Below are 12,139 nucleotides of genomic sequence, written 5' to 3' on the forward strand. Positions count from 1 at the left end.
GTCTACCCATATTGTAATCAAGGATTTGCCTTTATACAATGAAAACCTTTTTACAAAAAAACGTCCCCCATTTGGAGGACGTCAGAGTGTAGACAAAAGGCATCCGAATGTGCGCTTTCGGATGCCTTTTGTCACTTTTATGCTTTCAAATGTTTGGAATAGACCCCTCCAGGGGTCTATTTTATGTTATTGCTGGACTTTTCCATGTCCAGCAAGCCATCTTTTTCAAATTCATTGCAGCAAAAGTTAGCATCGCCTGCATGGACAATTTTTTTAGACCTCTTAAGGTTGTCCAACGCATACCATGCTTTTCCTTTGCATCAGCAAAAACACGTTCAATGGTTTCTTTCCGTCTTGCATAAATGCTCTTATTCTCTTGTGTATGCCGAAGATGATCAGCTTCCTCTAAATAAAATTCCCATACATGTCGCTGAATCAGTTTTTTATGCTCCTTACTTTGGGTGCACTTCGAGAGGAATGGACAATCTTTACACTGGACTGGATCAGAAAAATATTGACGATAGCCTTCCTTCGTCGTAGTTGCATATTTTAACACTTGTCCTTGCGGACAAAGATAACAATCGTAGTATTCATCGTAAACATACTCATGTTTTTTGAAATAACCATCCTTTGTACGAGGGCGAGTATAAGGTAAAGCAGGGGTCATATCATTTTCAAATATGTATTGGGCAACGGCGGGAGTTTTATATCCAGCGTCAGCAGCAACTACAACCGGTTTTCCATGTTTTTCGATGACTTTTTCAAGAAGTGGCTCCAATACGGAACTGTCATGAATATTCCCTGGCGTTACAATAGCCCCCAAAACAAAGCCATTTCGATCCGCAGCAGCATGGAATGAGTAAGCAAACTGTTTTGTTCGCTCGTCTTTTACGTAGTAACCACTTTCCGGATCAGTGGTACTTTCTTTTATTTCTTTATATTCTTCTTTCCCAAATTTATCTGGAGGAAATGGCTTTTTTCCATGTGCTTCTCGATCAGCATTTATCTCATCTTGTAGACGTGCTTGATAGGCTTTCGTTTCTTTTCGAACCACTTTCTTCACAAATTTATGCTTATTCGCACTCGCTTTGACATGAGTAGAATCAATAAAGACATGCTCACTGCTTATCAGCTTCTTATCTGCAGCTTCTTTCAAAATGCGATAGAATATCTGTTCAAATAAGTCTGTATCCTTAAAGCGTCGCTCGTAGTTTTTCCCAAACGTTGAAAAGTGAGGTACCTTATCATAAAAACCAAATCCAAGAAACCAACGGTAAGCCAGATTCGTTTCGATTTCCTCTATAGTTTTTCGCATGGAACGAATACCGAAGGTATATTGGATGAAAGCCATTTTAATCAATACAACTGGATCAATACTTGGTCGACCTCTTTCCGATGAATACATGTCTTGAACAAGCGAATAGATAAATGAAAAATCAATAGCAGCGTCGATTTTACGAACCAAATGATCTGCAGGTACAAGTTGGTCTAAAGCTATCATTTCTATTTGATCACGATTCATCTGTGTATTTTTTGTTAGCACTTCATCCACCTCAATTCATTACGGTATCTTAATTATACAAAAAAAGACTGTCGGCAAATCCGGTTTTTTCGGATTTGTCGACAGTCTGACGTCCCCCATTTGGAGGACGTCCTTCCTACTATTTCAAGAAAATAAAATATAATAAGAAAACAACAAACAAGAAATACATAAGCGGATGAATTTCTTTGGCTCTTCCTTTTACAATCATCGTAATAGGATAGAAAATAAATCCGATCGCGATTCCTGTCGCGATACTGTATGTCAAAGGCATACAAATAACGGTCAAGAAAGCCGGAACAGCAATTTCGAATTTCTTCCAGTCAATTTCTCCCAGAGACGATACCATCAACACACCGACAATAATCAAAGCAGGCGCCGTTACGTGTGAGGTAATAACCGAAAGCAACGGGTAGAAAAAGAGCGACAGCAAAAACAACACACCTGTGACAACAGCAGCAAATCCGGTTCTGGCCCCGGCAGCTACCCCCGCTGTTGATTCCACAAAAGAAGTCGTCGTGGACGTTCCGAGCACCGCACCAATCGCTCCTGCCATAGCATCTGAAAACAGCGCTTTTCCGGCTCGAGGCAATTGATTGTTTTTCATCAATCCGGCTTGATGAGCAACCGCCAAAAGAGTCCCTGCCGTATCAAAAAAGGCTACAAATAAAAAGGTCAAAACCACCATCAACATTTGCATCGTAAAAATTTGATCCGGCATATGGAAAATCGAAGTCACCGCAACGCCAAACACCGGTTTAATGCTTGGAATGCTGCCGATCACATGTTTCGGAAGAGGGATTAAACCGGTCAACATCCCGACAATAGCCGTAATGACCATTCCGATAAACACAGCGCTGTTAATGCCTCTCGTCATGAGAATGACCGTAATGATGATGCCGAAAATGGCCAAAAGCGTATTGCCGTTTGTCAAATCGCCAAGCCCAACTAAAACCGCATCATTATTCACGATGATTCCAGCATTTTGAAAACCAATAAAAGTAATAAAAAGTCCAATTCCTGCTCCTACTGCGTGTTTTAATTGAGCCGGGATAGCATTAATAATTTTTTCCCGAATTCCGGTAAGCGTGAGCAAAATAAATATGAGGCTTGCCAAAAATACTCCTGTCAGCGCAACTTGCCAAGAAATGCCGTAATTCAAAACAACCGTATAGGCAAAAAAGGCGTTCAAACCCAATCCCGGCGCGAGAGCCACCGGATATTTCGCCCATAATCCCATCAACAAGGAACCGAAAGCAGCAGATAAAGCCGTCGCAACAAACACCGCTCCGTGGTCCATTCGCATGGAATCCGGAAGATTCTTCACTGATGCAAGCGAAAGAGTGAGCGGATTCACGACCAAAATATAGGCCATAGCAAGAAAGGTCGTAATACCACCGATAATTTCCCTGCGGTAATTCGTCCCCAATTCATCAAAATGAAAATAATTTTTCATAATTCCCCTCCGCCATTATCACAAATACGTCACGAGGCAACCACACCGGCCAACAGGATGCCGCCGGGTGAAATCACCATTCGGGTGATAAAGCTATTCACCAAGCAAAATAAAAATACCCCAAACATTCGTTCGAGGCATGGCTTGAGGATAGAAAGATAAAAGGATGGGAATCCAATCCTGTTTACATTCCATTACCTCGTAGTCAAGCTATTTACGGCAGCTTGGTAGAGACTTCCGGGCCATATCCCCGTAATTATACGACGTAATGCGACAAATTATTTAATTCAACTACATTGTAGTGCTAAATAATGACGATGTCAATAAAATACGAACATTATTTTAAAATTATTTATTATCATTCGTGTTTGTCTCATTCTGCATTAAGGGCAGCAAAGCGAAGAGTTCCTTCGGAGGCCGGCTGCCCTTAAATGCCCGATTCGTTCCGCTGATCATCCTTATCTCACGGATGAATAGCGGGTCTTTATTCCCACTCAATAGTAGCCGGCGGTTTGCTGGTAATATCATAGACTACACGGTTCACATGGCTGACTTCGTTGACGATGCGTGTCGAGATCGTCTCCAGCACATCCCACGGAATTCTTGCCCAATCGGAGGTCATTCCATCGATGGAAGTAACCGCACGAATCCCGATAGTATAATCATATGTTCTCGCGTCTCCCATTACCCCGACGCTGCGGATATTAGGAAGAACAGTGAAATATTGCCAAATGTCGCGATCCAACCCAGCTTTTTTAATTTCTTCTCTTAAAATAGCATCCGATTCCCGAACAATTTCCAATTTTTCTTCCGTTACTTCTCCTAAAACCCGAATGGCTAGTCCCGGTCCCGGGAATGGCTGACGCCAAACAATTTCATCCGGAATTCCTAATTCGGTGCCCAATTTTCGCACTTCATCTTTAAACAACGTGTTCAGCGGCTCAATCAGCTTAAATTCCATATCTTCCGGCAGCCCGCCCACATTGTGATGGGATTTAATCGTTTGGGCTGTGGCCGTTCCGCTTTCAATAATATCCGTATACAGAGTACCTTGCGCTAAAAATTCAATTCCTTCCAGTTTGGCCGCCTCGTCATCAAACACATATATAAACTCATTGCCGATAATTTTCCGTTTTTTCTCAGGGTCGGAAACTCCCTTCAGTTTGTTCAAAAAGCGATCTTTTGCATCCACTTTGATTACGTTCATGTGAAAACCTTCCGCGAACGTTTTCATTACACTTTCGGCTTCCCCTTTGCGCAAAAGGCCGTGATCGACAAAAATACATGTCAATTGATCTCCGATGGCTTTATGTATAAGAACAGCCACAACAGAAGAATCGACTCCGCCGCTCAAGGCACAAAGAACCTTTTTATCGCCAACGGTTTTTCGAATATTTTCTATTTCCATTTCAATAAAATTTTGCATGGACCAATCGCCCCGGCAGCCGCAAATGTTGAACACAAAATTGCGAAGCAGCTCGTTTCCGTAGACAGAGTGGCGAACTTCCGGATGGAATTGAACCCCATATAATTGTTGTTCTTGATGACTCATTGCCGCGATTGGACATGATGAACTTACCGCATCTACAGTAAATCCTTCAGGAGTTTCCATCACTAAATCGCTATGGCTCATCCATACCACTTGTTCTTCCGGTAGTCCATCCCAAAGAGGATTTTGGTTTTGTACCCGGATGGTCGCTTTTCCGTACTCCCGTTTGCTGGCAGGTTCCACTTTTCCACCGAAATGCTTTGTCATCAGCTGCATTCCATAGCAAATTCCTAGCACCGGGATTCCTAGATTAAAAATGTCTTCGTCGCAGCGAAAAGCATCTTCGGCATATACACTGTTAGGTCCCCCAGATAAAATAATCCCTTTTGGATTCATAGCTTTTATTTCTTCCGCCGTCAAAGTATGGGGATGAAGTTCGCTATAGACGCCAAGTTCCCGAATTCTTCTCGTAATCAGTTGGTTGTACTGGCTGCCGAAATCAAGTACGACAACCATCTCTTGGTTTCCCCATTCCTTCTTTCTTTCCACAATATCCACCTCTCTATGTATGAAAAAAATAAGCTCTGTTCCTATGACGCAAGCTTTTCACACGCAACACAGTTTCCCCAGCAAATGATCATATAACAGAGCCAAGAGATCACAAAAAAGTATTCAGGGGAAATTCCTTCCCCCTCTATTAAGTCCTTAATAGACTTTTATAAACCCGCCTTTTCAAGAAGACCAACGGAGGTCTCCTGCGGCCACTATTGCCATCTCATTGCAGCCATCCGGCAGCAATCCAATTTTTCTAAAGAACTGAAGATGAAATACTGATAGACCATAGACGCAACAAATTTGTCATCATTTTATATCTATCTGTAACCACGGTCAACCCGCCTTGCAATTGATTTATTATTCAGATAATAAGTTATAAAGAAGAAAACTCTTCTCCTGCTATCATTAACCAAAAAAGACAGGGAGCTTCACAGAGGCTCTCTGTCTGTCTTTTCTATTAAAGGAAGAATGCACCCATTATTTCCAAAAGTCATCGAAAATCGTGATGGGTAGATGCCGCTTATGCTCTGTCTTTAAAAACCATCCTTCGATCGTTTTTCTTGCTTCTTCAGAAACGGTTTTGCCTTCCAGGTAGTCGTCAATTTCTTCATAGGTAACACCAAGTGCGACTTCATCCGGAAGCTGTGGACGATTTTCTTCCAAATCGGCTGTCGGCACTTTTTTATATAAACGTTCCGGACACCCAAGTTCTTTTAACAGCATCTTTCCTTGGCGTTTATTTAAACGATAAATCGGAACGAGATCCGCACCGCCGTCGCCGTATTTGGTAAAAAATCCCGTGACCGCTTCTGCCGCATGGTCGGTTCCCAGTACGACTGCATTTCTCATTGCTGCGATGCTGTATTGAACTTTCATCCGTTCACGAGCTTTTTGATTTCCTTTTTCAAAATCGGAAATTTCCACGCCGGCATCCTTTAATGCCTTTTCACTGGCATCTACTGCTTCTTTAATGTTCACCGTAACGACATCATCCGGCTGAATAAAGTTTAAAGCCACTTGGCAATCTTCTTCATCGAATTGTGTACCATATGGCAATCTGACCGCCGTAAACTGATAATCTTGTTTTCCTGTTTCTTCCCGAATTTCGTTAATCGCCATTTGAGCCAGCTTCCCGGTTAATGTGGAGTCTTGTCCACCCGAAATGCCTAGAACGAATCCTTTTATAAACGGATATTTCTTTAAATAAGCTTTTAAAAAGTCTACGCTTTTGCGAATTTCTTCTTTTGGATCAATCACCGGTTTTACTTTTAATTCCTCAATAATCCGTTTTTGTAAATCGGTCATCTTCTCTTGCTCCTTTCGTTTTGGTTGATAAACTAGATACAATTTTGTCCCGCACTTCTTGAATCTTTTTCATTTTATTATTCCAGCATTTTTCGCTTAAGTCCACCGGATATTCTTCCGGATTTAAAATTCGTTTATATTCATCCCATAAATAGTCTAAATTTTTTTGGGCAAAAGATTGGATTTCTGCCAGCGATGGCAATTCATATACTAGCTCGCCATTGATGAAAATATCTTTTTGCAATTCCACCGCTTCAAAGTTTGTCACGAATTTGCTGACATAGGTATGAACAGGGTGAAACATTTTAATTCTTTCTTCAGCGGCTGGATTCTCGTCATAAAGGGTGATATAGTCGCCTTCAGATTTTTGATTGCTTTTATTGATGATTCGATATACTTTTTTCTTTCCCGGAGTGGTTACTTTCTCGGCATTGCTGGAAATTTTGACCGTATCGATCATTTCCCCTGACTCATTCTCTATCGAAGCTAACTTATAGACTGCTCCAAGCGCCGGTTGGTCGTACGCCGTAATCAAATTCGTTCCGACCCCCCAAGCGTCTATTTCGGCTCCTTGAGCTTTCAAATGCGTAATGGTGTATTCATCCAAATCATTCGAAGCAAAAATTTTCGCATCGTGAAATCCGGCTTCATCCAGCATTTCTCTCGCTTTTTTCGATAAATAGGTCAAATCGCCGCTATCTAAACGAATGCCGATAAAGTTGATCGAATCCCCCATTTCTTTAGCGACTCGAATCGCTGCCGGTACACCGGAACGAAGCGTGTCATATGTATCCACCAAAAAGACGCAATCCTTATGGGATTCGGCGTATTTGCGAAACGCCGTATATTCGTCTTGATAAGCTTGTACCATGGCATGAGCGTGTGTTCCGGCTGTCGGAATGCCAAACAGCTTTCCGGCTCTGACATTGCTGGTAGCCCCGCATCCACCGATAAAGGCCGCTCTAGTTCCCCAAATGGCCGCATCCATTTCTTGAGCCCTTCTTGTCCCGAATTCCATGACCAAGTCTTCCCCAACGGCATGCTTGATGCGGGCAGCCTTCGTGGCAATCAACGTTTGATAGTTGACAATATTCAACAAAGGCGTTTCTACCAACTGCGCTTGAATCAAAGGCGCTTCTATTGTGACAATCGGTTCATTTTCAAAAACCACTTCTCCTTCCCTCATCGACCGTACATTTCCTGTAAAAGTTAAATTCGACAAGTATTGAAGAAAATCTTCATCATAGCCTTCTACTTCGCGCAAATAAGCGATATCGCTATCGCTGAACCGAAAATTCTTTAAAAATTCAACAATTCTTTCTAACCCCGCAAAGATTGCGTATCCGCTTCCAAACGGCATTTTCCGGAAATAAAGATCAAACACCGCCTTTCTCTCATGGACACCGTCTTCCCAGTACGTTTTAGCCATATTAATTTGATATAAATCTGTATGCAAAGCAAGACTGTCATCTTGATATTTTCTCATCGTCCAAACCCCGTTTCCGTCATGAAATTACCTTTGCTCCGAGTGCATGTTGAAAGTGCTTCAACGCCCAATCATGTCCTGCTTCGTTAAAACTTGCCGTTCCCTTTTCGTATACAGCCAGTTTAAACCCTTTATTATAAGCGTCTACAGCGGTATGAAGCACACAAATATCGGTACAAACTCCGCATAAATGAAGTTCATCTATGCCTCGAGCTCGCAGCTGAATCTCTAAGTCTGTACCTGCAAACGCGCTGTACCGTGTTTTGTCCATATAATATACATTTTCCTTGTTTTTCATCCGCTCATACAGTTCCCCTAATTGACCGTACAGCCTCCTTCCCTCCGAACCGGCAATGTTGTGCGGCGGGTATAATTGGCTTTCGGGATGATACGGATCCTGTTCCTTATGGATATCCACTGCAAATACCACAAAATCGCCGTTTTGAATAAACGTGTCCGTCAAAGAAGTAATGAAATTCTCAATCATTTGAGCGGGCTTTCCACACGTGAGAGCACCATGATCCGCCACAAAATCGACAGTGTAATCGATATTGATCAACGCTTTTTTCCCCATTGCCAAAGTCTCCTTTTTCCCCTATTTGCTTCGAGAGGCTCTGTGATATGTTGAACATGAAAGCCGGAAAAGAACTTTATACGTGATCAAACTGCAAAACTCTTGATTCTCATTATATATCCAAGACACCTTTTTCAGCATCGTCAAAGTTTCATAATGTCTATCAAGTGCGCCAAAAACCCAAATATAAGACAAGTCTACCGATTTCGTTCACAGAGCGTTCAAAAATGGCTTTATTTGTATAATATCTATTTTTAGGATCATTATAAAGAAGAAACGAGAAAAAAAACAGCCATAAGGAGGTAAGAATCAAGATGTTGAATAAGAAAAAAGAACAGCAGCCGTCGCTTGCTCCCGGAATAGACGATGAAGAAGAATTGGAACAGCGGGCAACAAAAGAAGAAATAGAAAGGGGAGAATTTACCGAAGTCACGCATCTTTCCTACGATGAAGTGGATGAAAGCTAAAATGGGTTGACCGTTTCTCTCATTCTCAAAACAGAACCTTACAAATAAAAAGGAAAGGAAGAATAGACCTATGTTTACATTTTCCAAAAAAATCATGGCCATCATCTTCGTGTCCGTTGCGATGTTTGCTGCCTCAACCGTGCATGCAGAAACAAATCAAGGAAAAAGCAACGAAAAACCTGTCCAGCTGACCGAACAGCAAAAAGCCAAACTGAACAAACTTCACAAAGAACTATTGGAAAAAAGAAAAGAATTAATTCGCCAATATGTAGAATACGGAATCATTTCTAAAGAAAAAGGAGATGACATCATTTCCCATTTGGAAGAACATTACAAACACTTGCAGCAAAACGGCTTTTCCCCTCATTGGAATCACTCGGAAAAAGGCCACTGGCATCATAAACATCATCATGATGACAGCGATAACGAACAGCGCTGAAGGCACACCCTTTCAGCGTTTTTATCTTTCTTACACCGTTTTTTTAAATTGTAGGATTTACCTCCCTGCAAAGTTTTCTTTAATTAAGATGATCAGATAGTGTTCTCTCAAAGACAAAACGTTTCGTTTTCAATATTTGGTATTTAGAGAGGCTTCCCGAAGCAACGATGATCGCATTGGTCTATTTTTATTTTGCTGCTTTTATCAGTCTCAAAAAACCATTCACCTTCATGAAAGACATATTTAGAAAAAATTTTTTAAAGGAAGTCATAGATTTGAACTCAATTGAGCATATTAACTCCTAGATTTCATTCCATTTTTTAAAATAGGAGGACTTCACTTGCTTGATGCTAAAACTATTGAAATCGTACAATCCACTGCACCGGTTCTAAAAAAACACAGTAAAGAAATTGGAAAAAGATTTTACCAAATCCTATTCTCAAAAGCTCCTGACTTGTACAATATTTTTAATCAAACCAATCAAAAAAGAGGAATTCAGCAGGAAGCATTAGGTTACGCTGTCTATGCTGCTGGGGAACACATTACCAATCTAGATGCTATCAAGCCAGTGATCACAAGGGTTACAGAGAAACATCGCGCCATAGGGATTAAACCTGAGCAGTATCCACTTGTAGGCGAAGCGTTGATGCAAGGTGTAAAAGAAGTTCTGGGTGATGCCGTCACGGATGAAGTTCTCGATGCATGGAAAAAAGCTTATGACTATATTGCAGATGCATTCATTGACATTGAAAAAAAACTCTACGAAGAAACAGATCATCAGCCTGGTGGATGGAGCGGCTATCGAAGCTTTTTAGTGGATCAAAAGGTAAAAGAAACGGATGCCGTAACTTCTTTTTATTTAAAGCCGAAGGACGGTAAAGCAATCCCTACCTATAAACCCGGGCAATATCTAACTATAAAAGCTGAAATTCCTGGAGAAAAATATACGCATATTCGTCATTACAGTCTTTCTGATTCACCTGGAAAAAACTATTACCGAATCAGTGTAAAACGTGAAGATGCACATGGGGATGCTCCACCAGGAATTGTATCGAATTATTTACATAAACAAGTCCAAGTTGGAGATACTCTTCAATTTTCTGCTCCTGCTGGAGACTTTGTGCTCGATGACAGTGATTTACCTGTAGTTCTGATTAGCGGAGGAATTGGCATTACGCCATTACTTAGCATGTTAAATTCCATTGCAGAAAGTAAGTCACAACGTCAGGTTACATTTGTACACGCAACAGCCAACAGCCAAACACACGCTTTTAAAGACCATGTGAATCAATTAGAAAAAAGTCACCCAAACATCAAATCATATGTATGCTATGATTCACCAACAAAAGAAGATCGGAACTCTAAAAAATTCGATAAAGAAGGGTACATTGATTTAGACTTTCTACAATCTATCGTTCCATCAAAAGAATCCGTTTTTTATTTCTGCGGACCGATTCCTTTTATGAAAAACATTCAATCGGCGTTGCAACAATGGGGAATTCCGAATGAGCACATCCATTTTGAAGCATTCAGTCCGATCGCTATTTTAGGAGAAAAATAAGGCAGGCTGATTAAACTTCGGTATCGGGGTGCAGTGGTCTGCTTTGTAAGACTTATAAGAAGTCCCTCTCCCTCCTGTTTTTCAGAGATGGAAAGGGACTTCTTTCTATGCCCTTTGTTGAAAACAACAAGTTTGGTCATCATGATTAGATTGAGTTCTCCACCAAACTTTGTCTCTCTTTTTAATCTCCTCATCCCACTTGTTCGCTCTTCTCAAATAATGCCGGCAATTCTGCTTCATAGTTTTCGCCAATGATTCCATTTTCGGTAATAATCGCTGTAATCAGTTCGTGGGGGGTGACATCAAAAGCCGGATTGTAGACTTCCACCCCTTCAGGAGCAATGCGTTTGCCTGCGATATGGGTAACTTCTTCCGGATTCCGTTCTTCAATCGGAATATCTCTTCCCGTTTTGGTTTCTAAATCAATCGTGGATAATGGCGCCGCGACGTAAAATGGAATGCCGAACGATTGTGCCAATAAAGCCAGTCCAAATGTTCCGATTTTATTAGCGGTATCTCCGTTAGCGGCAATTCGGTCCGCACCGACGATGACGGCCGAAATGTTTTTGGCGTAAATCGTCTGCGCCGCCATATTATCCGTGATAAGCGTAACATCCACACCGGCTTGCATGAGCTCCCACGTGGTGAGTCTTGCTCCTTGCAAAACCGGGCGCGTTTCTGAGGCAAATACTTGAAGATGAACTCCTTTTTCTTTGGCTAGATAAAATGGAGCAAGCGCCGTACCGTAGCGAGCCGTTGCAAGGGAGCCGGCATTGCAAATCGTTAAGATGCGGTCGCCGTCTTTAAAAAGCGACAGTGCATGCTCCCCGATGCGGCGGCATACGTCTTCATCCTCCACTTGGATGCGAATCGCTTCATGAACGAGCATCGTTTTCGCTTCATTGACAGAAATGGCATCTTCAATGCTTGATGCAAGTCGGTTCAGCGCCCAAAACAAGTTAACCGCCGTAGGCCGCGAGCTGGCTAAATAGTCGATGTCTTTTTGAAGCTGTTGTTTAAATTCAGCCATCGAACTTGCCTCGTAACGTTGAGCAGCAAGAGCAAGCCCGTAGGCAGCCGTCATGCCGATCGCAGGAGCCCCTCGAACTTTCAAGGTTGAAATGGCATCCCATACATCTTCAATTTCCTTTAATTCTAAATATTCAGTCTCCTCCGGCAACTTTTGCTGATTTAAAATTGTGATATGCGTATCGTTCCATTCAACCGAACGCGGAATCATGAATCGTTCAGTCATAGCTGTCTTCCT

General features: G+C 41.8%; 10 protein-coding genes and 1 riboswitch. Of the genes, 3 read left to right on the top strand and 7 right to left on the bottom strand.

Annotation, left to right across the window (positions count from 1 at the left end):
- Positions 1 to 181 precede the first annotated feature (181 nt).
- The 6 genes from NST81_RS15600 to NST81_RS15625 form a co-directional block, all read right to left on the bottom strand.
- Positions 182 to 1,543, bottom strand: a complete 1,362-nt coding sequence (locus tag NST81_RS15600; RefSeq protein ID WP_003354354.1) for an IS1182 family transposase — start codon at positions 1,541 to 1,543, stop codon at positions 182 to 184.
- A 118-nt stretch (positions 1,544 to 1,661) separates the two neighbouring features.
- On the bottom strand, positions 1,662 to 2,996 hold the full coding sequence (locus NST81_RS15605; RefSeq protein WP_048624120.1) for an NCS2 family permease: 1,335 nt from the start codon (positions 2,994 to 2,996) through the stop codon (positions 1,662 to 1,664).
- Between the two features lie 182 nt (positions 2,997 to 3,178).
- A riboswitch (purine riboswitch) is annotated at positions 3,179 to 3,280 on the bottom strand.
- A 200-nt stretch (positions 3,281 to 3,480) separates the two neighbouring features.
- Positions 3,481 to 5,001, bottom strand: a complete 1,521-nt coding sequence (gene guaA, locus NST81_RS15610; RefSeq protein WP_340397571.1) for a glutamine-hydrolyzing GMP synthase — start codon at positions 4,999 to 5,001, stop codon at positions 3,481 to 3,483.
- Between the two features lie 516 nt (positions 5,002 to 5,517).
- Positions 5,518 to 6,345 carry an ammonia-dependent NAD(+) synthetase gene (nadE, locus tag NST81_RS15615; RefSeq protein ID WP_048624121.1) on the bottom strand — a complete coding sequence of 276 codons (828 nt, stop codon included), beginning with the start codon at positions 6,343 to 6,345 and terminating at the stop codon, positions 5,518 to 5,520.
- The gene (locus NST81_RS15620; RefSeq protein WP_341030229.1) at positions 6,317 to 7,831 is read right to left on the bottom strand and encodes a nicotinate phosphoribosyltransferase; all 1,515 of its coding nucleotides are present in this window, start codon (positions 7,829 to 7,831) and stop codon (positions 6,317 to 6,319) included. The genes nadE and NST81_RS15620 overlap by 29 nt, the downstream gene beginning before the upstream one ends.
- 19 nt (positions 7,832 to 7,850) lie before the next feature.
- The gene (locus tag NST81_RS15625; protein WP_003354063.1) at positions 7,851 to 8,405 is read right to left on the bottom strand and encodes a cysteine hydrolase family protein; all 555 of its coding nucleotides are present in this window, start codon (positions 8,403 to 8,405) and stop codon (positions 7,851 to 7,853) included.
- Between the two features lie 314 nt (positions 8,406 to 8,719).
- On the opposite strand from NST81_RS15625, the gene NST81_RS15630 reads away from it, so the two are divergent.
- The 3 genes from NST81_RS15630 to hmpA all read left to right on the top strand — a co-directional run bounded on the left by NST81_RS15630 (position 8,720) and on the right by hmpA (position 10,872).
- Complete coding sequence (locus tag NST81_RS15630) at positions 8,720 to 8,872, top strand: hypothetical protein (RefSeq protein ID WP_328201948.1); 153 nt, start codon at positions 8,720 to 8,722, stop codon at positions 8,870 to 8,872.
- A 70-nt stretch (positions 8,873 to 8,942) separates the two neighbouring features.
- The gene (locus NST81_RS15635; RefSeq protein WP_048624124.1) at positions 8,943 to 9,311 is read left to right on the top strand and encodes a YckD family protein; all 369 of its coding nucleotides are present in this window, start codon (positions 8,943 to 8,945) and stop codon (positions 9,309 to 9,311) included.
- A 340-nt stretch (positions 9,312 to 9,651) separates the two neighbouring features.
- Complete coding sequence (hmpA, locus tag NST81_RS15640; protein ID WP_048624125.1) at positions 9,652 to 10,872, top strand: NO-inducible flavohemoprotein; 1,221 nt, start codon at positions 9,652 to 9,654, stop codon at positions 10,870 to 10,872.
- Positions 10,873 to 11,062: 190 nt separating this feature from the next.
- Here the strand turns inward: hmpA and mtnA are convergent, their stop codons facing one another.
- Positions 11,063 to 12,127, bottom strand: a complete 1,065-nt coding sequence (gene mtnA / locus NST81_RS15645) for an S-methyl-5-thioribose-1-phosphate isomerase (RefSeq protein ID WP_341030232.1) — start codon at positions 12,125 to 12,127, stop codon at positions 11,063 to 11,065.
- Positions 12,128 to 12,139 lie beyond the last annotated feature (12 nt).

Origin of the sequence: Bacillus sp. FSL W8-0223 (assembly GCF_038006805.1) — a bacterium.
In the GTDB taxonomy this organism is placed as follows: domain Bacteria; phylum Bacillota; class Bacilli; order Bacillales; family DSM-4216; genus Bacillus_O; species Bacillus_O smithii.